The 21,798-nt window shown below is 62.7% G+C and carries 25 protein-coding genes; 11 read left to right on the top strand and 14 right to left on the bottom strand.

Annotation, left to right across the window (positions count from 1 at the left end):
• Nucleotides 1–50: 50 nt before the first annotated feature.
• On the bottom strand, nucleotides 51–1,352 hold the full coding sequence (locus tag RE4_RS04530; protein WP_020908943.1) for an alpha/beta hydrolase: 1,302 nt from the start codon (nucleotides 1,350–1,352) through the stop codon (nucleotides 51–53).
• 86 nt (nucleotides 1,353–1,438) lie between these two features.
• Between RE4_RS04530 and RE4_RS04525 the strand changes: the two genes are divergently transcribed.
• Nucleotides 1,439–2,050 (top strand): phosphoribosylanthranilate isomerase, encoded by a 612-nt coding sequence (locus tag RE4_RS04525; RefSeq protein ID WP_042952822.1) that lies wholly within the window; start codon nucleotides 1,439–1,441, stop codon nucleotides 2,048–2,050.
• Here RE4_RS04525 and RE4_RS04520 read toward each other — a convergent pair.
• Complete coding sequence (locus RE4_RS04520) at nucleotides 2,038–2,964, bottom strand: hypothetical protein (RefSeq protein WP_060938080.1); 927 nt, start codon at nucleotides 2,962–2,964, stop codon at nucleotides 2,038–2,040. The two genes, RE4_RS04525 and RE4_RS04520, sit on opposite strands and share 13 nt — an antisense overlap.
• A gap of 213 nt (nucleotides 2,965–3,177) precedes the next feature.
• Between RE4_RS04520 and RE4_RS04515 the strand changes: the two genes are divergently transcribed.
• A complete protein-coding gene (locus RE4_RS04515; protein ID WP_021332096.1) occupies nucleotides 3,178–3,951 on the top strand; it encodes an SDR family oxidoreductase in 774 nt (257 codons plus the stop codon).
• Nucleotides 3,952–3,983: 32 nt separating this feature from the next.
• Here the strand turns inward: RE4_RS04515 and RE4_RS04510 are convergent, their stop codons facing one another.
• Both RE4_RS04510 and RE4_RS04505 read right to left on the bottom strand, forming a co-directional pair.
• The gene (locus RE4_RS04510) at nucleotides 3,984–4,415 is read right to left on the bottom strand and encodes a nuclear transport factor 2 family protein (RefSeq protein WP_046379194.1); all 432 of its coding nucleotides are present in this window, start codon (nucleotides 4,413–4,415) and stop codon (nucleotides 3,984–3,986) included.
• On the bottom strand, nucleotides 4,412–5,335 hold the full coding sequence (locus RE4_RS04505) for an alpha/beta fold hydrolase (protein WP_060938079.1): 924 nt from the start codon (nucleotides 5,333–5,335) through the stop codon (nucleotides 4,412–4,414). The genes RE4_RS04510 and RE4_RS04505 overlap by 4 nt, the downstream gene beginning before the upstream one ends.
• Before the next feature lie 111 nt (nucleotides 5,336–5,446).
• Here RE4_RS04505 and RE4_RS04500 point away from each other — a divergent pair, with 111 nt between their 5' ends.
• Nucleotides 5,447–6,448: an NADP-dependent oxidoreductase gene (locus RE4_RS04500; protein WP_003939765.1), complete on the top strand. Its 1,002-nt coding sequence runs from the start codon at nucleotides 5,447–5,449 to the stop codon at nucleotides 6,446–6,448.
• A 54-nt stretch (nucleotides 6,449–6,502) separates the two neighbouring features.
• Here the strand turns inward: RE4_RS04500 and RE4_RS04495 are convergent, their stop codons facing one another.
• Both RE4_RS04495 and RE4_RS04490 read right to left on the bottom strand, forming a co-directional pair.
• Nucleotides 6,503–7,651, bottom strand: coding sequence for a CaiB/BaiF CoA transferase family protein (locus tag RE4_RS04495; protein ID WP_020908949.1), 1,149 nt, complete (start codon nucleotides 7,649–7,651; stop codon nucleotides 6,503–6,505).
• Nucleotides 7,648–8,820 carry an acyl-CoA dehydrogenase family protein gene (locus tag RE4_RS04490; protein WP_020908950.1) on the bottom strand — a complete coding sequence of 391 codons (1,173 nt, stop codon included), beginning with the start codon at nucleotides 8,818–8,820 and terminating at the stop codon, nucleotides 7,648–7,650. Before RE4_RS04490 ends, RE4_RS04495 begins: the two co-directional genes overlap by 4 nt.
• Before the next feature lie 159 nt (nucleotides 8,821–8,979).
• Between RE4_RS04490 and RE4_RS04485 the strand changes: the two genes are divergently transcribed.
• On the top strand, nucleotides 8,980–10,050 hold the full coding sequence (locus RE4_RS04485) for a LacI family DNA-binding transcriptional regulator (RefSeq protein WP_060938078.1): 1,071 nt from the start codon (nucleotides 8,980–8,982) through the stop codon (nucleotides 10,048–10,050).
• A gap of 4 nt (nucleotides 10,051–10,054) precedes the next feature.
• Here the strand turns inward: RE4_RS04485 and RE4_RS04480 are convergent, their stop codons facing one another.
• Genes RE4_RS04480 through RE4_RS04470 form a run of 3 tightly spaced genes read right to left on the bottom strand, consistent with a single transcriptional unit; the run spans nucleotide 10,055 to nucleotide 12,065 of the window.
• Nucleotides 10,055–10,606 carry an SRPBCC family protein gene (locus RE4_RS04480; protein WP_020908952.1) on the bottom strand — a complete coding sequence of 184 codons (552 nt, stop codon included), beginning with the start codon at nucleotides 10,604–10,606 and terminating at the stop codon, nucleotides 10,055–10,057.
• A gap of 50 nt (nucleotides 10,607–10,656) precedes the next feature.
• Entirely contained in the window at nucleotides 10,657–11,304 is a 648-nt protein-coding gene (locus RE4_RS04475) for an alpha/beta hydrolase family protein (protein ID WP_060938077.1), read from the bottom strand.
• On the bottom strand, nucleotides 11,301–12,065 hold the full coding sequence (locus RE4_RS04470) for an MBL fold metallo-hydrolase (protein WP_060938076.1): 765 nt from the start codon (nucleotides 12,063–12,065) through the stop codon (nucleotides 11,301–11,303). Before RE4_RS04470 ends, RE4_RS04475 begins: the two co-directional genes overlap by 4 nt.
• 19 nt (nucleotides 12,066–12,084) lie before the next feature.
• Between RE4_RS04470 and RE4_RS04465 the strand changes: the two genes are divergently transcribed.
• Entirely contained in the window at nucleotides 12,085–13,209 is a 1,125-nt protein-coding gene (locus RE4_RS04465) for an alpha/beta hydrolase (RefSeq protein ID WP_238076565.1), read from the top strand.
• On the opposite strand, the gene RE4_RS04460 is transcribed toward RE4_RS04465, so the two are convergent.
• The gene (locus RE4_RS04460; RefSeq protein WP_060938075.1) at nucleotides 13,145–13,735 is read right to left on the bottom strand and encodes a TetR/AcrR family transcriptional regulator; all 591 of its coding nucleotides are present in this window, start codon (nucleotides 13,733–13,735) and stop codon (nucleotides 13,145–13,147) included. The two genes, RE4_RS04465 and RE4_RS04460, sit on opposite strands and share 65 nt — an antisense overlap.
• Before the next feature lie 129 nt (nucleotides 13,736–13,864).
• On the opposite strand from RE4_RS04460, the gene RE4_RS04455 reads away from it, so the two are divergent.
• The 6 genes from RE4_RS04455 (at nucleotide 13,865) to RE4_RS04430 (ending at nucleotide 18,547) form a co-directional block, all read left to right on the top strand.
• Complete coding sequence (locus tag RE4_RS04455) at nucleotides 13,865–14,860, top strand: patatin-like phospholipase family protein (protein WP_060938074.1); 996 nt, start codon at nucleotides 13,865–13,867, stop codon at nucleotides 14,858–14,860.
• Nucleotides 14,861–14,873: 13 nt separating this feature from the next.
• Complete coding sequence (locus RE4_RS04450; RefSeq protein WP_060938073.1) at nucleotides 14,874–16,445, top strand: flavin-containing monooxygenase; 1,572 nt, start codon at nucleotides 14,874–14,876, stop codon at nucleotides 16,443–16,445.
• Nucleotides 16,442–17,320, top strand: coding sequence for an SDR family oxidoreductase (locus RE4_RS04445; protein ID WP_060938072.1), 879 nt, complete (start codon nucleotides 16,442–16,444; stop codon nucleotides 17,318–17,320). The genes RE4_RS04450 and RE4_RS04445 overlap by 4 nt, the downstream gene beginning before the upstream one ends.
• A gap of 19 nt (nucleotides 17,321–17,339) precedes the next feature.
• Nucleotides 17,340–17,858, top strand: a complete 519-nt coding sequence (locus RE4_RS04440) for a GNAT family N-acetyltransferase (protein ID WP_020908958.1) — start codon at nucleotides 17,340–17,342, stop codon at nucleotides 17,856–17,858.
• 90 nt (nucleotides 17,859–17,948) lie between these two features.
• A complete protein-coding gene (locus RE4_RS04435; RefSeq protein ID WP_020970646.1) occupies nucleotides 17,949–18,359 on the top strand; it encodes a hypothetical protein in 411 nt (136 codons plus the stop codon).
• Nucleotides 18,359–18,547, top strand: coding sequence for a helix-turn-helix transcriptional regulator (locus RE4_RS04430; RefSeq protein WP_019745129.1), 189 nt, complete (start codon nucleotides 18,359–18,361; stop codon nucleotides 18,545–18,547). The genes RE4_RS04435 and RE4_RS04430 overlap by 1 nt, the downstream gene beginning before the upstream one ends.
• Nucleotides 18,548–18,570: 23 nt before the next feature.
• On the opposite strand, the gene RE4_RS04425 is transcribed toward RE4_RS04430, so the two are convergent.
• From RE4_RS04425 to RE4_RS04410, 4 genes are all read right to left on the bottom strand, one after another.
• On the bottom strand, nucleotides 18,571–18,798 hold the full coding sequence (locus RE4_RS04425; RefSeq protein ID WP_021345436.1) for a hypothetical protein: 228 nt from the start codon (nucleotides 18,796–18,798) through the stop codon (nucleotides 18,571–18,573).
• Between the two features lie 81 nt (nucleotides 18,799–18,879).
• Nucleotides 18,880–19,707 carry an ABC transporter ATP-binding protein gene (locus tag RE4_RS04420; protein ID WP_019745131.1) on the bottom strand — a complete coding sequence of 276 codons (828 nt, stop codon included), beginning with the start codon at nucleotides 19,705–19,707 and terminating at the stop codon, nucleotides 18,880–18,882.
• On the bottom strand, nucleotides 19,691–20,806 hold the full coding sequence (locus RE4_RS04415; RefSeq protein WP_042952828.1) for a taurine ABC transporter substrate-binding protein: 1,116 nt from the start codon (nucleotides 20,804–20,806) through the stop codon (nucleotides 19,691–19,693). Before RE4_RS04415 ends, RE4_RS04420 begins: the two co-directional genes overlap by 17 nt.
• Nucleotides 20,803–21,660, bottom strand: a complete 858-nt coding sequence (locus RE4_RS04410; protein WP_021332086.1) for an ABC transporter permease — start codon at nucleotides 21,658–21,660, stop codon at nucleotides 20,803–20,805. Before RE4_RS04410 ends, RE4_RS04415 begins: the two co-directional genes overlap by 4 nt.
• Nucleotides 21,661–21,798 lie beyond the last annotated feature (138 nt).

Raw genomic sequence — 21,798 nt, 5'->3', positions numbered from 1 at the left:
ACGGCAGCCACACACCGAATATAGAACACGTTCCAAAACCGGAACAGGATTCAGCTGATCAGACCCATTCGCTGCGAGATCCACGTCAGCTCCTGCTCGACGCCGGCCGACCACACCGAAAAGCTGTGACCACCGGGAAGCTCGAGATATCTGGCGTCCATTCCGGCCGCTTTGGCCGCTTCGTACACCTTTTGCTGGCCGGGCTTGAACTCGTTGTCATCTGTTCCGACCACAAACACTCCGCCCGAGTTCGGGAACTTCCGGGTCGCCAGCAGGTCCATCGGATTCACCTTCACGAATGCCGCCTCGTCGCCGCCGAATATCTCGTCGACAGTTCGCTGTCGGTCACCGAGCGAGGGCTCCAACTGACCGGAGAGATCGAGGAACGTCGGATACACGTCGGGGTAGTTGGTAGCCATCTGCAGCGAGCAGGTACCGCCGTAAGAGAGTCCGCCGATGGCCCACGCCCTCGGGTTCGTGTCGATCTGGAACGCATTCGCCACTGCAGCGGGCAAATCCTTTGCCAGGTACGTGCCGACCTTGCCCTGCGACGAGTCGGTGCACAGCGGATTGGCCATCTGCGAGCCTGTTCCATCGGCTATCACGACGACCGGCGCCAACCCCTCGTGATCCCGGGCAAAAGCATCCATTGTCGCGGTGAGCTTTCCGCCCTGGAGCCAGTCCTCGGGCTTGCCAGGCTGACCGGCCATGAGCACCAGGACGGGCAGTAGTGGACGCGGATTGGTGAAGTACGACGGCGGCAGATACACCTGGGCGTCACGTGCGGAGAATCCCGAAATCGTTCCGGGAACAGGCAAAGTCGTGACTCGTCCGCGAATCGGCATGCCTTCCGGCGCTTTCCACACCGTGTCGGTGGGATCGCCGGTGACAACAGGATCCGTCGGACCGGGAACTTCGCTGAGTGAAATGCGGTCGAAATCATCGTGTCCGAAGGCAATTCCCACTGTCGGGTAGGCAGCAAAGACCAGATTGATCTGCGTCGCGGCGGTGACGATGACCAGAACGGTCGCAACGACGGACACCACCGCCTTCGCGATCGTTCCGCCCGCCTTGATTCGCGGCCCGAGAAGTAGCACCGCGTAGATACCGATTCCGATCCACACGTAGATCGACATCTCGATGGGATCCGGGAACGGCACGATCACCTTTTCGACGGTGATCCAGACGGCGATCATGATCACCAGTGCGATCAGCCCCGCGATCGGTACCGCTCTGCGGTAGTACCAGCGAACGCTCGAACCGAGCAGCCACACACCACCCAGGACCCCGAGCACAGTCAGGATCACCGGCAGTGGTCCCGAGATCAAACTGATTCGGTAGAGCCAGTCCACGTCAAGCCTCTCGCACGTAGAAATGTCGCACGCACGAGGCTAGACGACCACGCTGATACGGCGACGACGCTAGTACTGTGTATCAGGTGACATTCATCAAGGTCTGTGGGCTGCGGGACGCTGACACGGTCGACCTCGCGGTGGGCCTGGGCGTCGACGCCATCGGTTTCGTCTTCGCCGAGAGCGTCCGCAAAGTCGACCCCGCACTCGCAGTCGATCTTCTTGCACGAATCCCCGAACACATCCGGGCAATCGGAGTATTTCTCGGGAACCCGATCGATCAGGTCCTCGAGATCGCCGAGATCACCGGTCTTCGTACCGTGCAGATTCACGATCTGGTCGACGCCGAGCAAGTGCAGCGGCTGCACGACGCCGGCCTCACTGTCATCCGCGCTGTTGTCTCCAGCAACGTCCGCGACGGTTACAACCTCGACCTCGGCGAGGACGAACTTCTGATCGACGGCGCCGACGCCGGATCCGGCGTGCCGTGGGACTGGGCACAACAGCAATCGCGCCCCCAAGGCCAGTGGATCCTGGCGGGCGGACTGTCCCCGGAGAACGTCCGTGACGCTCTTGATGCCACCGGTGCCTGGGGCGTCGATGTCTCCAGCGGCGTCGAGTCTTCCCGCGGCGTCAAGGACCACGCTTTGATCGAGAAGTTCGTCAGCGCTGTCCGGCAGACCGATCACTCGAAATAGGACGCATAGTCACTGAAGGCGATTTGACCGGTGGGACTCGCCTTCACGGCGTCGGCAACGGCAGGCGGAATGGGAGCCCAGTGCGCAGGCATGGCCGCCGCCAGTGACGGCTTCAAGATGTAGAGCAGTGCGAAGTTCACTATCCAGAGCGGCGGCGCCATCGACATGCCGACTTCCGAACTCACATCGCCTTTGGTGTTGGTCACCAGCTGTGCTTCTCCCGAAATCTGTTGCGCTGCAAATCCGTAGACTGCCTGCACCGTGTATGCCGACTGATAGAGCGCAATCAGAGTGTGCGTCGCACCGTTGTTGCGCAACCAGGTGCCCACAAAACCGCCAGGGGCGATCAGCGTATTCACCTGTCGCGTCGGCGCATCCGCGTTGGCCGGACTCTCCAGCAATCCGTCGGGATTCACGTACAACCCGTAACTGGCCAGAACCGACGGCGTAGTGCCGGAATAGAGGGGCCGCCCGTTCGTATTGGTGAGAATCCGAGCGCATTCGTCGATCACCTCGGCATCCTCGAGATTGCCACCGATCCCACCGCCGGTCATGAGGTCGCGATACTGCTCCTCGGTCAAAGCGTCGGCTGGCTCGAGTCCGATCTGCGCGGCAATCTCTTCCGCAGTCTGCTGACCGAGTGGCTGGTTGAGTTGATCCGGAGTAGTCATCTGCGTGGGCGCGACGCTCTCGTAGACCGGTGCCCCGGCAAAAGGGATCACGAACCCGGTATCGACATTCTCTGCAACCGGTTGCGCGCCGGCCATCTGAGTGGTGGCAAACGAAAGTACGCACACCCCAACCAAAGCCAGAACCGAGACGGTCCCGCGATGAGACCTTGCTCGTAGAGATTCTTGTCCACGTCTACAGCCCTCGCCTGAGAAAGCCTTGCCTGCAATTCCATTGCCGCGCATAGGTCAACCTCCCGGGACACAGTCCGGCGAATCAACTCGAGCTTGCATCTCAGTCAAACGCTGTGACCAGCGCCGTGTCAAGACACTGGTCAGGTCGAGGCACCTACGGCGACAGCTCGCTCGATACAGTCGACAGCTCGCCCGCTACAGTGATGCTTCCAACTGAAGTGACCTCACCCCATTTGAATTGCAGGACATCTCTGGAGGCGAGCAGTGTCTGACAGGCGCGGGACCGTGTTGATCACCGGCGTCGGCCGGAGCAAGTCGATCGGAGCAGCCCTCGCATTGGGTCTCGCCGAGGATGGTTGGGATCTGACGATCGGCTACTGGGCGCCTTATGACGAACGCGTCGGGTTCGTCCGCGGAGCGCACGATCCGCAGGACGTTGCCGAGAAGTGTCGCGCACTCGGGAGCCGTGTCGACCTGGTTCCCGGAGATCTGGCCTCGCCGGATGCGGCCGCACAGCTCGTTGACGCTGCCGCATCGCGGAATGACCTTCGTGGGCTGGTGCTCTCGCATTGCGAAAGCGTCGACAGCTCGATCCTCGATACCACCGTCGAGAGCTGGGAACGACATTTCGCCGTCAACGCCCGCGCCTCTTGGCTGCTGATCAAAGCGTTCGCTGAACGCCTTCCGGAGCAGCGCGACGTCAGTCAGGTGACTGGGCGGATCATCGCACTCACCAGCGACCATGCGGCCCACAATCTTCCGTACGGGGCCAGCAAGGGCGCTCTCGACCGCATCGTCATCGCCGCCGCACTCGAACTTGGATCACGCGGCGTGAGGGCAAACGTCATCAACCCAGGACCGATCGACACAGGGTGGATGACACCGGAGATCAGACAGGCCGCAACCCTCCAGACCCCTGCCGGCCGGCTGGGTACTCCCGGCGACACTGCAGACCTCGTTCGATTTCTGATGTCCGACGCCGGAGGCTGGATAACAGGACAACTCCTTCACTCCAACGGTGGATTCCGCACCAGCTGAGCAGGCAGACTGGGCCCGCGCCCGGACTCAGGTCAGGCCTTGTAGGTCGGTAGCGTCTGCCCGAGCCTGCGGCCCATCTCGGCAGCCAATGCGGCGAGCCCGCTGGCCGGACGCACCATGACCTCGAAATCGACGATCTTGCCGTCCTCGTCGAATTCGACCATGTCGATTCCCTTGAGGCTCTTGTCTCCGATGTTCGCACTGAATTCGAGAACGACCTGCCGACCGTTGGCTCCGGCGAACTGACGGTGGTACTCGAAATTCTCGAACACCTGGATCACCGTATTGAGAATGAGCACAACGGCATCCGCGGACTGGTACGGCTTGAATCCGGTGGGCGATCGGAACTGCGCGTCGGGCGCGACAATGGTCGGTAGTGCCGACAGGTCACCGGTTTCGATCATGGTGTGCCACAACTGCAGTGCAGCTTCAACTTTCGGTTCGAGCGTCAATTCCGTGCTCATGCTTCTACCCTTTCCTCGATGTTACCTGCCGCTTCATTTACCGGCACTTGACTTGCGACTGCCCACGCACTCAACACAGTTCGCACCCCGGTCACGAGTTGCAACGGCTGATCGATCATGACGTGATGGCCGGCTTCGGGAATCTCCGCCACGATGGCCTCCGGTCCGAACAGTCCGCGCATGTGCTCCATGAGTCGATCGGACACGATACCGTTCTCAGCTCGGAAATAGGCTACGCGGCAACGCGGTTCACTGTCGAGAACATCTTCGGCGCCAACTCGGAGAAAGAAGTTCGGATCGAATTTCCATGACCAACCGCCATCGACTTCCTCCATGGACGTGGCTGCCACATGGTCACGCACCGCAGGCAGTCCCGAATCCTGGGGCGGAACGAAGCGGAACCGACCCATCGCGTCTTCCCTGGTGGGGTAAACCTTCTTGGGGCCGAACGCATTCTGGCGTCGAGCTGCCTCCTCTTCGGGCGTCCGCGCCTTGAGTGGCGAATCGATGATGACAACGCCGTCCAACAGTTCGCCGTGCAGATGCGAGGCCACGAAGGAAACAATCCCACCCATACTGTGCCCCACCAGAATCGGCTTGCCGTCGATTCCCCCGGCCTCGGCCGCCGCCAGCACCTCGCGAGCCCACTGGGATATCGCGTAGGCATCGCGAGTGTCACTGTCGCCGTGGCCCGTCAAGTCGAGAGCGACGACGCGGCGCCCCTCGGCGAACTGCGGCGCGATGTGATCCCACCAGCGACTGTGGGCTGCGCCGCCGTGGATCAGCACAATTCCCGGCCCCGCCGACCCCCAAGCCCGAAAGTGCACCGAAGCGCCCTCGACCTCCACCGACCCCGTCTCGACCGGCGCTTCCAGCGCCCGAGTGAACCAACCAGGCGCGTCTTCGACGACATTGCTCATCGATCGAACATACATAGTCGTCAATCGGTTCATCCAACTCTTCCCAGTTCGTGATCCATCACCTATATTGAATCCGGCCTCAAGTTCAATTCGTTTCGCCGAAGGGGAGAGATGACCAACCGCCAAGTACGCCTCGCCGCCCGCCCGACAGGACTTCCCGACGCTTCCACCTGGGAATATGTCGACGCCGAGATCCCGTCCGCCGGGCCGGGTGAGTTTGTCGTCAAGGTCGAATACCTCTCCCTCGACCCCGCGATGCGCGGTTGGCTCAACGACGTCAAGTCGTACGTTCCGCCGGTCAAGCTCGGTTCCGTCATGCGCGCCCACGGCGTCGGACGCATCACCGAATCCCAACACCCCGATTACCAGGTCGGGGACATCGTGGCGGGATCGTTCGGCGCTTCCGAGTACGGCGTGTCCGACGGAACAGATGTGACCCGGGTCGACGAATCGATCGCTCCCCTACCGACCTGGCTCGGAGCTCTCGGATTCCCCGGCGTCACCGCATATTTCGGACTGCTCGACGTCGGAAAGCTGAAAGACGGTGACACCGTCGTCGTATCCGGTGCCGCGGGCGCGGTCGGCAGCCTGGTCGGTCAGATCGCAAAGCTCCACGGATGCAAGGTCATCGGCATCGCCGGCGGTCCGGAGAAGTGCGCGTGGCTCACCGAGGACCTCGGCTTCGATGTCGCCATCGACTACAAGAACGAATCCGTCTACAAGGCGCTCAAGTCCAACGCTCCCGACGGTATCGACGTGTACTTCGACAACGTCGGCGGAGAAATTCTCGACGCTGCTCTCTCCCGTTTGCGCCTGGGCGCTCGGGTGGTCATCTGCGGCGCCATCGCGGGTTACAACGCCACCGAGCCTCAGCCAGGCCCCGCGCACTACCTGTCCCTTCTCGTCAATCGGGCCACGATGGCCGGCTTCGTGGTCTTCGACTACCTCGATCGCTACGCAGAAGCGCAGGAGCAGATCGGAAAGTGGATCAAGAGTGGCGAATTGACTGCCCGCGAGCACGTCGTCGACGGGGGTATCGACGCGTTCGGCGACAGCCTCAACCTTCTCTTCGCCGGTGCGAACACCGGAAAGCTGGTCCTGAAGGTCAGCTGAGTCACCCACACACGCAGATCGGCCACCGGTATTCCGGTGGCCGATTCGCTTGGGTCAACTGACTCCCGACGGAGTGGGAACGCTGTCCTCCCCCAACCGCGGCGGGGCCGACCGATAGGTTGCCGGCGTGCCGCTCATCCGAATCGGATTGGCTACCTGCCGGGTCGGTGCATCGCGACGCGGGTCGTCGATGGACACCACCGGATCGAGATTCAGTCGCTCCGCCAGCGCTATCGCGTCGGCGATGTCGTTGAGAGGTCCACACGGGACACCTCGCTCGGTCAGCGCCTCGAACCACGAGTCTGCAGTGCCCTTGGCCAACGCAGCAGTGACGGCATCGAACAACTCTTCTCGATGCGCGACCCGATCCCGGTTCGAGATGAACCGCACATCCGCGGCAAGTTCGGGAACTCCGAGAACCTCTGTCAACGAACCGAATTGCCGGTCATTGCCGACAGCGAGGACCAGCGGACGGTCCGCGGTGTCGAATACCTCATATGGTGCGATGCTCGGATGCCGATTGCCCATTGCCTGAGGCACCACGCCCGCGGCAACATAGCCGGACGACTGGTTGGCGAGCGCGGAGAGCAACGAGGACAACAGATTGACCTCGACGTGCTGTCCTTCGCCCGTTCGATCGCGATGGCGCAGCGCTGCAAGGATTCCCACGCTGGCGTGTAGGCCCGTGATGACGTCGACCACCGCGACGCCGACCTTGGTGGGAGTCTTGGAATCGGGGCCGGTGATACTCATCAATCCGCCCACCGCCTGGATCAACAGGTCGTATCCCGGCAAAGAGTTGTTGCCACCGAAGCCGCTGATCGAGCAGTAAACCGCACGCGGATTCATTTCTCGCACAGAGTCGTAACCCAATCCCAGCCGGTCCATCGTTCCCGGCAGGAAGTTCTGAACCACTACATCCGCGCCGCGAACCAACTCACGCGCACTCTCCAGATCCTCCTGCTCGCGCAGATCCAGAGTGACCGACTTCTTGTTGCGGTTCACCGACAGGAAGTAACTCGACTCGTCCCCGACCCATGGCGGACCCCAACTACGAGTGTCGTCGCCGACACCCGGACGTTCGATCTTGACTACCTCCGCGCCGAGGTCGGCGAGAATCATCGTGGCGTACGGGCCGGCGAGGACGCGACCGAAATCAGCGATCACCAGCCCGTCGAGTGCTCCGACAGCGTCGACCGTCACCGGAACGCTTCTTCACCGGTGAGAGCGCGACCGATCACGAGCTGGTGAACCTCGGAGGTGCCCTCGTAGGTGAGAACGGATTCGAGGTTGTTGGCGTGCCGAATCACGGGGTACTCGAGCGTAATGCCGTTGGCGCCCAAAATGGTGCGGCATTCACGGGCGATCTTGATGGCCTCGCGGACATTGTTGAGCTTGCCGGTACTGACCTGCTCGGGGCGAACCGTCCCGGCGTCCTTGAGGCGTCCGAGGTGGATGGCGAGCAACTGCCCCTTGCCCAATTCGACTGCCATGTCGGCGATCTTGGCCTGGGTGATCTGGTACGCGGCGAGCGACTTGTCGAAGACCTTGCGATCACGCGCGTAGGAAATCGCGGTCTCGAGGCAGTCACGTGCGGCGCCCATCGCGCCGAAGATGATGCCGAAGCGTGCCTCGTTGAGGCAGCCGAGCGGGCCGGAAAGTCCGCGTGCCTTGGGCAGCATCGCCGAGGCAGGAAGACGCACGTCCTCGAGCACCAGTTCCGAGGTGACCGACGCACGCAGCGACATCTTGTTCTTGATCTCGGGGGCGGAGAATCCCGGAGTGTCGGCGGGAACGACAAATCCGCGCACGCCGTCGTCCGTTCGCGCCCAGACCACGGCGACGTCCGCGATGGAGCCGTTGGTGATCCACATCTTGGTTCCGTTGAGGACCCAGTCGTCGCCGTCGCGCTTGGCGTTGGTTCGCATACCGCCGGGGTTGGATCCGAAATCGGGTTCCGTGAGGCCGAAACAACCGATGGCTTCACCCGCCGCCATCCGCGGGAGCCATTCTTCCTTCTGCTCTTCACTTCCGTTGTGGTGGATCGCGAACATGGCGAGCGAGCCCTGGACCGAGACGAGGCTGCGAATGCCCGAATCGACAGCTTCGAGTTCCTGGCAGGCCAACCCGTACGCCGTGGCACTCATTCCGGCACAGCCGTAGCCCTCGAGATGCATGCCCAGAACGCCGAGCGCGCCCAGTTCCTTGGCCAGCTCACGCGCCGGCAGTGCTGCCGCTTCGAACCATTCACCTATGTGCGGGCGAATGCGATCGTCGACCATCTTGCGGACCGTGTCGCGGATCGCGATCTCCTCGGCGTCCAGCAGGGTGTCGATGGCAAAAAGCTCGGACAGGGACTGCGGCGTGGTCACGGGGCCTCCAGTGTTCTCGGGCGCAATCCATTGCGAGAACGATTGCGCAATCGTTTGCATCGCCTAGAGTAGAGCCCGGTTGCACACCCGTCAATCCCCGGACGGCCAACCGACTCAGAACCAGCTCAGAACCGACGCACACCAGGAGCCCCGACGCAGATGACGCCCGATCCGTCGAACCGCAGCAACGGCCGTCCGCCAACGCTGCGCGAAATCGCCGACCAGGCCGGGGTCCACATCTCGACGGCGTCGCGGGTCCTCCGTCAGCCCGAGCCCGCCGACGGTTGGTCCGACTCCGCACTCCGAGTTCGTCAGGTTGCCGAGGAACTCGGTTACCAACCGAACCTGTGGGCGGCCAGCCTGCGTACCCGCAAGACCACCACCATCGGCGTCGTGATGCCGAGGCTGACGGACGTCGTGGTGGCCACGATGTTCCAAGGCATCGAGGAAGCCGCCACCGCAGCCGGGTACTCCGTCCTGCTCTCCAGCCCACCCGACGATCTGGACGCGCAGCGCAAAGCGGTCGAGTTCCTGGTCAGCCGACAGGTCGACGGTCTCATGCTGAGCAGCATCCACCTGCCGGGTACCGATTTCGTCGACTTGCTCCCCCTGCGCTCACTCCCGATCCTGCTGCTGAACCGGCACATCGACTCGGCGACGTCGTCTCCGAACCGAGGTCTTCCCTTTGTCAGCGGCGACGACCGACTCGGCGGCTACCTCGCGGGGAAGCATCTACTGGACTGCGGCTATCGCGATCTCGGAGTGATCGCGGGGCCGGATCACGCCAGCACGTCGCGGGAACGCGTCGCGGGTTTCCGCGATGCCCTGACCGAAGCCGGTCTGGAACTGCCGCCGAACCGAATAGTGGCGTCCGAGTTCGAAGTTCAAGGGGGTGTCGATGCGGCGGCGACATTGCTCGGTGGAGATTCACGCCCCGACGCCGTCTTCACGGTGAGCGACACCATCGCGATCGGAGTACTCGGTGTGGCCCGTGATCTCGGGTTGAGCATTCCCGACGATCTTGCGCTGGTCGGCTACAACGACATCCCGGTTGTCTCGCAACTGCCGGTGCCCCTGACAACGGTGAGGTCTCCCGCCCGAAAGATCGGCGCGACCGGGCTCGAGCACCTACTCGCACTGATCTCCGGCAAGAACGTCGAATCCGTGAAACTTCCCGTCGAACTGATCGTGCGAGCCTCCACCAGAAAGCCTGCCAGTCGAAAACTCTGAGCAGCTACCAAACCTGAGATTCGTCGATGCCCAACTGTCGCGCGTAACCGGAGTTGAGTGCGTCCCAACCGTACTCGCGCGCCCGTTCGCCCACGATCGGTCCGAAGGGCTCGCCTGCCAGAAGGGCATCGAGTACGTCGAAGCACAAATGCCACCCGGCAGCGAGTGCCGACGCCATCCCCTCGGCGCGCGACCTCTGCGTAAGTACGACGCGGGTGCCGCCCTCGACCGAGGTCAAGTCCCACACCAATTCGTCCGGGCCCCACTCGTGTTCGAGCCGCCGAGTGGTCTCCACAACGTGAACATTGACCGGCAGCGACATTTCGGGGGCTCCGTCCTCGGTGAGCATGGTGATCACGGCGTCACCGGTACGGCTCAGATTCCGATCGGCGGTGTACGGCGTCCATTGCGCCAACATCTCCGGGTCGGTGATCGCCTCCCACACCTTCTCGACGGGATACGGCAGCACCCGAGGGAAGCTGACGACTGTGTCGTCCCCGTCGACGCTCACCGTGACGTCGGACAGGGCACTGGGCTGATACGGCTGGGCACTCATGATCCGATCTCACCAGGAACCACCGACACGGGCAACTGCCCGCTCGGCGTTCAGAACACGAACAAAGCCGATGCGGCCGCGACTGTCGCCTCCACCACCGGAAACTTCACCACGGACAAGTCGTGTCGCGCTCCTTCGAACTCCACCAGACGTGTCGCGGCGGGAACCAGGTCGAGTGCTGCCTGTATCTCCTCCGTCGTCGCGAACTCGTCCTTCGATCCGTGGACGACAACGGTCGGTGTGTTCAGGTCGGGCAGGTGTTCGGTTCTGAGCTTCTCGGGCTTCTTCGGTGGATGCAGTGGATAGGACAGCAGGACCAGGCCGTCGACAAGTCCCGGGTTCTCCGCTGCCATCATCGACGCCTGCCGACCGCCGTACGAATGTCCGCCGAGCAGAACGGGTCCGGGCACCGAGTAGTCCGAGCGAACAGCGGCAATCACCTCGGCAATGCCCGCACGATCCTCCGCAGCACGCGACGGATGCGGCGGCCCCGAAGCTCGACGCACCCGAAACGCGAGATCGAAGCGCAGAACTTGCACTCCTGCTGCAGCAAAGCCGTCGGCGACAGCACGCAACAGCACAGTGTCGCAATTACTTCCGGCGCCGTGGGTCAATGCCAGGGTTGCGACGGGCACTGACTCGGGGCGGTGCAGGAAACCGTGCACCGCGCCTTCGTCGACCGCTTCGACAGTACTCATGGACGCATCCTTGTCCGGCCCGCTCGGGCCTGTTCGACTGCGGCAGCCAAGCTGCCTTCGTAGACCGGCCCGTGTCCGGGAAACAGCGCGCCGGCGGGCGCAGCGGCGATATTGTCCAACGCCTGGTCCGTCGCTCCACGGTCATGGTTGAAGGGGCACACCAGAAATTGTGGTCCGGCGACACTCGAGGTCGCGTGCCCGGTCACCAGAGCGTCACCCGACGCGATGACTCCTGCGTCGGGAACAAGGTAAGCGCTGTGGCCGTCGGTATGCCCGTGGGTAGGAATCGGCACGATCCGACCGGGAACGTCCAGCGCACCATCTGGCGCAAAGGCCTGTGCTCGAGGCAGTTCCGCGCCTTTCAACGCGCCTGCTCCGATCACGTCGCGTAGCCACTTCGGAGCGCCTCGCCGCCACAACAGCAACGGAACTTTGGCCGGCGACAACTGCTGCAGGTACTCCCGCTTCGCGTGGGGCACTTCCAACGGATCCATCAGGACCGGAACCTCGAGCCGAGTCACGATGTCCGCGATTCCACCGATGTGATCGACATGCGCGTGAGTGACGAGGATTGCCCGAACATCCCCGAGCTGGTGACCGATCTGCTCGATCGAGCGTTCGACGTCGGCGCCGTTGGCCGGGTATCCGCCGTCGATCAACGTCAGATCGGCCCCCTCTTCGACCAGGACCCAATTGGCGTGACCGCACCGAACCAGATGTGTGTTCTCGATCTGCGTGATCGACAGTGCCGCAGTAGTCATGCTTGGTAGTGTGCGCCACGTGTCGGAATCCGTGAAGCAGGCCAGCAGCCGCAGCATTCGAGATCGCGCCGAAGCGTCCTTGGTAGCAGCCGCATTCGCGCTGCCCAGCGCGGTGAAACGTCGAATCACCGGGCCACCCGTCGTCATCGAGGGCAACACGCTCGACGCCGACGCACACCTGCTGCTCACGCTCGCGAAGACGCGGCCACTCCCCTCGCATTCCACCGACCCCCAGTCACTCGCCGCTGCTCGCGCCAATCTCACCCGAACCGCGATCATGATGGGTGGAAGGCCCGCGCAGGTCCGCACCGAAGAGATCTCCGTTTCGGGTGCCGACGGCCCGCTCCGCGCCCGGCTCTACGTTCCGACTGCCGACACCGGCGCTCTGCTCGTCTACTTCCACGGCGGCGGCTGGGTACAGGGCGGCATCGAATCCCACGACGCTCCGTGTCGCCTGTTGGCCGAGACCTCCGGCGCACGGGTCATCTCGGTCGACTACCGGCTTTCACCCGAATTCGCTTTCCCCACACCGGTAGACGACGCCTATGCCGCGTACCAGGATATTGTCGACCGCGCCGAAGAGTTCGGGGCAGACCCGACGCGCATCGCTGTCGGAGGAGACAGTGCGGGCGGGCACCTGTCCGCGACGGTGGCGTTGCGTGCCCGCGACGACGGCAAGACCCCACCGGCAGCACAACTGTTGATCTACCCCGCGACCGACTTTCACGAGAAGGCTCCCTCGAGAACGACGTTCGGTGAAGGCTTCTTCCTGACCGAGGCCAATATGAACTTCTACGAGTCCAGCTTCCTCGGCAAGGATGCCGATCGACTCGACCCGTTGGTGTCGCCGCTACGCGCCCCCGACGTGGCCGGACTGCCACCAGCCATCGTGATCACGGCGGGATTCGATCCACTCCGAGACGAAGGCGAAGCGTACGCAGCACGATTGCGAGACAACGGTGTTCACGTCACGGATAGACGCTATCCCGGCTTCATCCACGGCTTCGTCAACATTCTGGGGCCCAGTGCCGGATCCCGTGCAGCGGTCGCCGAGATCGGCGGCATGCTCCGCGCACTCCTCAGCCGCCCGACAGAATCTCCCGCACCGTATCCACCAGCGGATCGACGGGAAGCTCTGGGCTGATTGCGCGCTGTAGCCCCAAACCGATTCCGACGCTGAGCATTCGCAGCGCGGCTGCGTCCGGATCCAGCGTCGGCGTCACCCCGTTGGATTCCGTGAGGTGTTGGACCAATCCGGCGATCAGTCCCCGCACCTGGTCTGCACCCGCCGCGATCTTCTCCCGAATGTCCTCGCTGTGCCGCGATCTCACCGAGAACTCGACCTCGAGCAGCGTCCACCTCTGGTCCCCGATTGTTCGCTCGGCCCACCGCGCGAATTCAGCCACCGCATCGCCGAGGGTCGATTTCGCCCCGAGTTGCGCAGTGATCTCACCGACCTTGGTCAGCCTGATCCGGCCGAGAACTTCGGCACACAATTCATCCTTGTTCTTGAAATTCGAGTACACCGCCCCCTTGGAGTACCCGGCGTCCTCGGCGATCTGATCGAGAGAGGCCGCGGCGTATCCGCGATCGAGAAAGTGCTCGACGGCCGTCGCCAACAGGGTCTCGCGGGTCAACGCCTGCGCTTCCTGCCTGGTCAATCGCGCCATCGGAACCTCCCAGTGGTCCTCGGTATCGAGATTCCCACGGTAGCCGAATACCGCGAACGGTTGTCGAGTGGAGTACTGAAACCAATTTTGGGGTACCAACGTTATTCGGATACTGATAGTCTCCGAACCATGACTTCAGATGTGACCGGTACCACCGTGCGCCAAAACAGCGCACCGAGACGCGGCTTGGCCATCGGCTGCGGCGGCACTCTCGGTTTTGCCTGGACTGTTGCCGCGCTCGCCTCGGTCCGGGATGCGCTCGACTGGGATCCACGGGAAGCCACAGCCATCATCGGAACCTCCGCCGGCGCCGAGTTCGTGACGATGCTCGGCAGCGGAGTCGGTGTCGACGAGTTGGTTGCCATGCAACTCGGCAACGCCGCCGCACGCCCCGAGCTCCTCACCCACATCGCGTCGGCGCCCGGAAAGATCCCACCACTTCCGAGACTGGGCGTCGGCAATCCACGGCTCCTCACGCGTCGAGACCTTCCGGTTCTGAGCCGGATGAGCGGCATTGCACCGGTTGGTGGCGGCGACCCGTCCTGGCTCACTACGCTCGCCGAATCACTTGCTCCGGGCGATTCGTGGCTCCCACATCCGAACGCGTACATGGTATCCATGGACTACAGAACGGGGCGACGGGTCGCATTCGGGGCACAGGGGGCTCCGAAAGTGACCGTCGGTGAAGCACTCCGAGCGTCATGGGCGATTCCCGGCTGGTTTCCACCCGTGACGATCGACGGCGTCAGGTACATCGACGGCGGCGCCGCATCCACGGCTTCGGTAGATCTTCTGCTCCCCCTCCAATTGGACGAGCTGGTTGTACTGGCGCCCATGGCTTCTCGAACCCTGAGGCCGGCGCGCGGCGCCGCCCGTATCGAACGCGGTGCCCTGCGCAATGCCATGTCCAAGGGGCTCGACCAGGAGATCGAACTGGTCCGCTCCGCGGGTACCAGAGTCATGCGAATCGATGCCACCGACGACGACCTTGCCGTGATGGGCGCCAACTTCATGGACGGCCGCCGACGGCTCGCCACCTTCGAATCATCGCTGCGTACAACACGTGCGAGCGTCAAGCGCGAACTCGATGTGCACCCGTTCCAGCCCACTCGTTCCCACCAGTGAAAGCGCAGACTCAGTGAACAACGAATCTGACCACTTCGAGGTCGTCATCATCGGCGGTGGAATTTCCGGAATCGGCGCGGCTATCCACCTGCAGCGTCTCGGAATCGACAACTTCGCACTCCTCGAGAAGGCCGACTCCCTCGGTGGAACCTGGCGCGCCAACACCTATCCCGGGTGCGCCTGCGACGTTCCATCCGGTCTGTACTCGTACTCCTTTGCCGCCAATCCGGATTGGACGCGCTTGTTCGCGGAGCAACCGGAGATCCGCGAATACATCGAGACCACGGCGGGCACGCACGGAGTCGACAAACACGTTCGCTTCGGGGTCGAAATGCTCTCCGCGCGATGGGATGCGTCGCAATCACTGTGGAAGATAACAACTTCCAGCGGCGAACTGACTGCTCGCTTCGTGATAGCCGCTGCCGGCCCGTGGAACGAACCCCTGACACCGGCGATACCCGGACTGGAAGCGTTCGAGGGAGAGGTGTTTCATTCCTCGCAGTGGAATCACGACTACGACCTGACCGGAAAACGCGTCGCCGTCGTAGGAACCGGAGCGTCGGCAGTCCAGTTCGTTCCGCGCATCGTCTCCCAGGTCTCCGCCCTTCACCTCTACCAGCGAACCGCTCAATGGGTTCTTCCCAAACCCGATCACTACGTACCGCGGATCGAAAGGTCCGTCATGCGATTCGTGCCGGGAGCACAGAAAGCCTTGCGCAGCATCGAATACGGAATCATGGAAGCGCTCGGATTGGGATTCCGTAATCCGTGGATTCTGCGAATCGTGCAGAAACTCGGGTCAGCCCAATTGCGCCTGCAGGTACGCGATCCGAAGCTGCGCAAGGCATTGACTCCCGACTACACCCTCGGTTGCAAGCGACTGCTCATGTCGAACTCGTACTATCCGGCCCTCGGCAAACCCAACGTCAGCGTCCATGCCAACGCCGTCGAGCAGATCCGCGGTAACACCATGATCGGCGCCGACGGAGTGGAGGCGGAGGTGGACGCCATCATCTTCGGAACGGGCTTCCACATCCTCGACATGCCCATCGCATCCAAGGTATTCGACGGAGAAGGTCGATCACTCGACGATCATTGGCAGGGAAGCCCGCAGGCGTACTTCGGCTCCGCCGTCAGTGGATTCCCCAACGCGTTCATTCTGCTGGGCCCGAGCCTCGGCACCGGGCACACGTCGGCATTCATGATCTTGGAAGCCCAACTGAACTATGTGGCGCAGGCAATCGGCCACGCCCGTCGTCACGGCTGGCAGACCATCGACGTGCGAGAGGAAGTTCAGGCAGCCTTCAACTCTCAGGTTCAGGAGGCATTGGGGACCACGGTCTACAACGCCGGTGGTTGCGAAAGCTATTTCTTCGACGTCAACGGCCGCAACAGTTTCAACTGGCCGTGGTCGTCCGGTGCCATGCGTCGACGGCTACGGGACTTCGATCCGTATGCCTACAACCACACATCGAACCCTGAGTCAGACAACACGCCCCCCGAACCCACGCCATCCGAACCCACGCCATCCGAACCCACGCCATCCGAGCCCACCACCAGTCCGGAACCGGAGTACACCGCATGAGCCTCTTCGGCACCACCTACCCGCCGATCGATCTCGACGGAGCGGTCGTCGTCATCTCGGGCGGTGGCCGCGGAATCGGCCGGGCGACAGCCAAGTTGTTCGCTGCTCGCGGTGCACTCGTATGCGTCGGCGATCTCGACGAGGAGACTGCCGTCGACACAGCGGGGTCCATCGGCCCACGTGCCCGCGGTTACCTGCTGGACGTCACGTCGCGCGATTCCTGGGATGTGTTCGCCTCCAAGGTGATCGGCGAATTCGGCCACATCGACATTCTCGTCAACAACGCGGGAGTGATGCCGCTCGGCAGCTTCCTCGACGAGTCCGACGCCACCAGTCGAGTCACCCTCGACGTCAACATCTGGGGGCCTATTCACGGGATGCGCACCGTGTTACCCGGCATGGTGGATCGACGACGCGGACACGTCGTCAACATCGCATCGATGGCAGGCAAACTTCCGGTACCCGGGATGGCTGTGTACAACGCCAGCAAGTTCGGCGCAGTGGGTCTTTCGGCTTCTGCCCGTGTCGAATTCGCAGATTCCGGGGTCAGCGTCAGCGCGATCCTGCCCAGCGCGGTGCGGACCGGCCTCTCGTCAGGCGTGCCTCTCGGAAAGGGAATGCCGACGGTTGAGCCCGAGGTAGTGGCCAAGGCCGTCGTCGACACGGTCGCGCATCGGCGAGCCGAAACTGCAGTTCCCCGTTACCTTGCGGGCTGGGATCTCGTCGACGCACTGGTCCCCGAATGGATCATCAACATCGGCCGCCGGGTGATCGATGATCGCCGCGCACTGACATCGGTAGATCCGAACGGGCGTGCGGACTACGAAAAGCGAGTGGCACGTCAGGCCGAAAACGGAGAGCACAATCCGAAGTGAACCGGGTAGTTTCGTGGCCATGTACATCCGCCGCGAAACTTCTTCCGACCGTGACGCCATCTATTCACTGCTCGGGGCGGCGTTTGCCGACCAGGCACCGCCCGGCGAGACTCCCTACGAGATCGAACTGACACGCCAACTCTTCGCCTCGGACGACTACTTACCGAAGTTGTCGCTGGTCGCCGTAGCCGGCGGTGAGATCGTCGGCTTCGTGATCGGGACACGCGGATGGGTCGGTCCCGTGGAGGCTGTTGGCCTCGGCCCGCTGGCTGTCACCCCGGGTAACCAGCGCAGCGGGGTTGGTTCGGCACTGATGCACGCGGTGGTCGGCGCGTGCGACGCCCTGGACGTGCCGCTGATCGCACTCTTGGGCAGCACCGAGTACTACCCGCGGTTCGGATTCGTCACCAGCACGGACGTCGGAGTGGAGTCTCCGGAAGCTGAGTGGGGCGCTCACTTTCAGATCAGAACGCTCACCACACATCGCGCTGATCAGACGGGGAAGTTTTCATACGCAGCGCCTTTCGGAATCGCGTGACCCGGAGCGCGATGTAAGAGTTCTTTGACATACGGCGTGCGTGAATCTACGCTCAACCCTGTCAAAGAACTCTTACATCCGGGAGGCTTCATGAGCACCACGGCACGGTGGAGCCTGGTTATCGGCATCGGCGTCGCAGTAACGCTGACCCTCGGCTTTTTCGCAGCACTGACCGCCGGCGACCAGAAGACGTTGACCTTCGTCGTCTTCGCAATCGTCATGGCGCCGGCTTGCATCGGATCGGTATGGGCCCTTTTCCCATCGGAAAAGAACAAGGCTCCCGCCTATCCCGAGGACACCGTCGAAACAGAATGGAGTCGCAAGGCCGGATTCGGCGCGTTCACAGACTTGATCACTGCCATGGGAATCGCGCTGATCGCGCACAATGTCTTCGGCGCTCCCGAACTGCCGCTCCTGATCTTCACTGCCCTCGGCCTGGTCGACTTCGGAATTCGGTACTGGGCGGTGTCGAGGGACCGCGCCCCCACGATCGAGATCTGATGCGCAACAACCTTCAAGAACTTCGTACGGCAGCCGGATTGTCACAGCAAGCGTGCGCCGACGCACTCGGAATCACGCGCCAAACCGTCATCTCGATCGAGAAGGGCCACTTCGACCCGCGTCTGTCGCTGGCGTTCCGAATCGCCGAGTACTTCGACAAACGCGTCGACGACGTCTTCTCCAGCTGACGCCGTCTCGGGCTGACAGAAGGTCAGTCGAACAGGGTAGGCGACCCGTTTTCGTCTTTCCCGTCGTCGACCGCCGTCGTCTTCTTGCCCGAGCCCTTGCGGACGACGGTCAACGTCGTCGTTCGACGCGACAACCTGTGCCCGTCACTGTGTTCGAGCAACGCCATGCCCTGGCGAACTTCGACTACCGTCCACGGACCCGCATGGCCGGCTGCCTGCACGAGGTCACCGGACTCCACCTCAGTTGCCATGACCACTCCTTGTTCGTCGTGTCCTGCACGTTCTCCTTCCTATTATCGACGCGGCCACCTGGTAGTCGACGCGCAGGGTACCTACGCTGCAGCAGCAACCTTGACCGCATGGCCGACTTCGGCTCGGAATGCCGCGTATTCGGGTGAGCCTCGGAGATCGTCGGGATCGACGCCGGTTCGTGGCAGATCGATTTTCAGGTCCAGTGCGACCTTGCCGGGCCGGCTTGTCAGAACTACGACGCGGGAGCCGAGAAAGGCCGCCTCGTCGGCACTGTGAGTGACGAAGACACTTGTTCGCCCCGATTCGGCACTGACACTGCGGAGGTCCTCCTGTAGACGCTCGCGAGTGAGGGCGTCCAATGCGGCAAAGGGCTCGTCCAACAACAGCAACGATGTTTCGGCCGCCAGGGCCCGGGCAATTGCTACCCGCTGCTGCTGCCCGCCGGAGATTTCCCAGATACGCCGGTCCGCAGTGCCGCCCAGACCGACGCGGTCGAGAAGCTCGTCGCGCCTTCGCCCGCGTTCGCTCTTCGTCACCCCGGCATATTTGAGTGCCAGATCGATGTTGCCGCCCACCGATTTCCACGGAAACAATCGTGGTTGCTGAAACACCACGCCGGCACTCGACCCGGGAATCGGGTCGGATCCTGATACCTGAACTGTTCCGCTGGAAGGATTTTCGAAACCTGCAATCAGCCGCAGCAATGTGCTCTTGCCGCAACCCGACGCTCCGACGAGGACCAGAAACTCACCAGGGGCGACGTCGATCGATACCGGCCCGAGTGCCGTGACGGACTCTCGACCGTGGCCGTACTTGTGCGAGACGGTGTCGATTCGGATCGCGCCCGGGCGGTCGGCAGCGAATCCTCCCGCGGCCTGCTGTGCGGTCTCGCTACTGGTCAAGGACATCGGGAAGCCCCTTCACATAGAGAGCATTCTGAAAGACCGCCAGATCAGGCACACTGTCGATCTGCTTCTGCTCGGCCAGGAATTGCGCTGCACTCTGCAGGTTCACTGCCAGATTCCCGGGAGCGCCTTCGGCGCCCAGCCATTCCGGCGAGGAGATCTGCTCGGGAGTGAGGAACACTCCCTGCTTCAGCTGCGCTGCCGCGTCGTCCTTCGAGGCGCCCAATTGCGCGGCAACAGCTTCCGCTGCCGCGTCCGGGTCCGTGGCGATCGTCGTGAGCGCGCGGGCCTGAACCTGGCGCCAGGTATCGACGATCTCGGGGTGATCCTTGGCAAACGCGGTCGACACCACACCAAGATCGAGTGTCGGCTTTCCAGCCGTCGCGAGCTCGCGACTGGCGATCAACTGTGTTCCGTCCTTACGGAGCTCGTCGAGCGTGGGCAACCAGGTGTAGACGGCATCGATGTCACCGCGCTGCCAGGCAGCGAGGGATGCTTGCGGCTGGAGATCCACCAACTGGACGTCGTCAGCACTGAGTCCGGCCTGGTTCAGTGCTGCCAGCAGACTGTAGTGCGCGGTCGAGGCGAATGCCGTGGCCACTTTCTTGCCACGCAGATCTGCGACGGTCTTGATTCCGGTTGCGTTGCGCGCCACCAAGGCTTCGTTGTCGCCGGCCACGTCGAGAACAAACGCGACCTGGTACGGAATGTTCAGCGGTGCCGAGAGGCCACGAGCAACCGGACTCGAACCGATTGCGCCGAAATCGATTTCACCGGCAATGAAGGCGGTGTTGATGTCGGCTCCCGAATCGAACTTCGTCCACTTCACGTTGTACTCGGGCAATGCGTCTTCGAGCCAGCGATTGTTCTTGACTATCAAGTCGCCGCTCGGGAACGACTGGTAGGCGATACGGATCGTTTCCTTGGACGAATCCTGGCCCGAATGATCCACCGAGCACGCACCGAGAACAAGGGCAAGAACGCCGATCAGCACCGTGAACGCCGTCCGGGAAGCCCTTCCCTCGTTGCGGTTCGGATTGCTGTTGCGCTTCAGATTGCCGCTGGGCTCGGAAATGCTGCCATATTTCTTATTGTCGGTCATACTTTTCCCCTCCAGGGAACGGCGCGGCGCTCAGCAGCCCGCAACAGTCCGTCGATGATCAAACCGGAGAATCCGATGGCGAAGATCCCCACCAGCACTACCGGAGTGTTGTTGTAATTGCTTGCATCCTTGACCATTCCGCCGATTCCGGGGATGCCGTTGAACAATTCGGCCGCGACAACTGACGAGTACGCCATACCCACCGACAAGCGAATGCCCGTGAAAGTTTCAGGCAGCGCCGACGGGACAACCACGTCTCGGATCACTTGTGCCCGTGAGGCTCCCAGCGCCCTGGCAGCTTCGACCAGCCCGACGGGTGCCGCGACAACAGCAGCTGTGGTGGCCACTGCTGCCGGCGGTAGCGCAGCCAACGCCAGAAGCGTGATCTTCGGCGCCTCGTCGATTCCCAGCCAGATCACCAGCAGGAAGAAGTACGCCAAGGGCGGCAGTGCCCGCAGGAAGGTCAACCACGGTTCGAGCAGGCTCCGCAGCCATGTCACCGATCCCATTGCCAAACCTAGGATCACGCCCAATCCGACGCCGATGATCACACCGACCAGCACCCGTCGCAGCGTCATGTAGAGGTGCTCCCAGAGCAAATACCCCTGGTAGCCACGCACTCCGTCGTGCGTGGTCATCGTGTTGACGAAGGCATGCCAGACCGTGCTCGGAAAGGGCACGAAGGTCTCACTCCAGGTGCCGCTCGCCGCGGCGACCTGCCACAAGGCCAAGAATGCGATCACTGAGAGCACCGGCAGTCCGACAGTGGTCACACTCGAAGTCCACGGCCGACGCGGTTCACGGTTCGGTTCCGCGACTGGTGTTGGTTCTATTGCTTCGACAGGAGTCGACATCGCTGTTCTTCCTCGACGTACGGAAAATTCCGGCACACATGCAGCAACGAGCGCACATGCAGGGGCGAAGGCGCACAGAGCGGCGCCGTTCTCACTCAGGAGAGTCGGAAGGAATCAACAGCAACAGCAGTTGGCACC

Source organism: Rhodococcus erythropolis NBRC 15567 (genome assembly GCF_001552595.1).
GTDB classification, from domain to species: Bacteria; Actinomycetota; Actinomycetes; order Mycobacteriales; family Mycobacteriaceae; genus Rhodococcus_F; species Rhodococcus_F erythropolis.
Note: the sequence above shows the minus strand (reverse complement) of the source record. Positions and strands in the feature narration are given on the sequence as shown.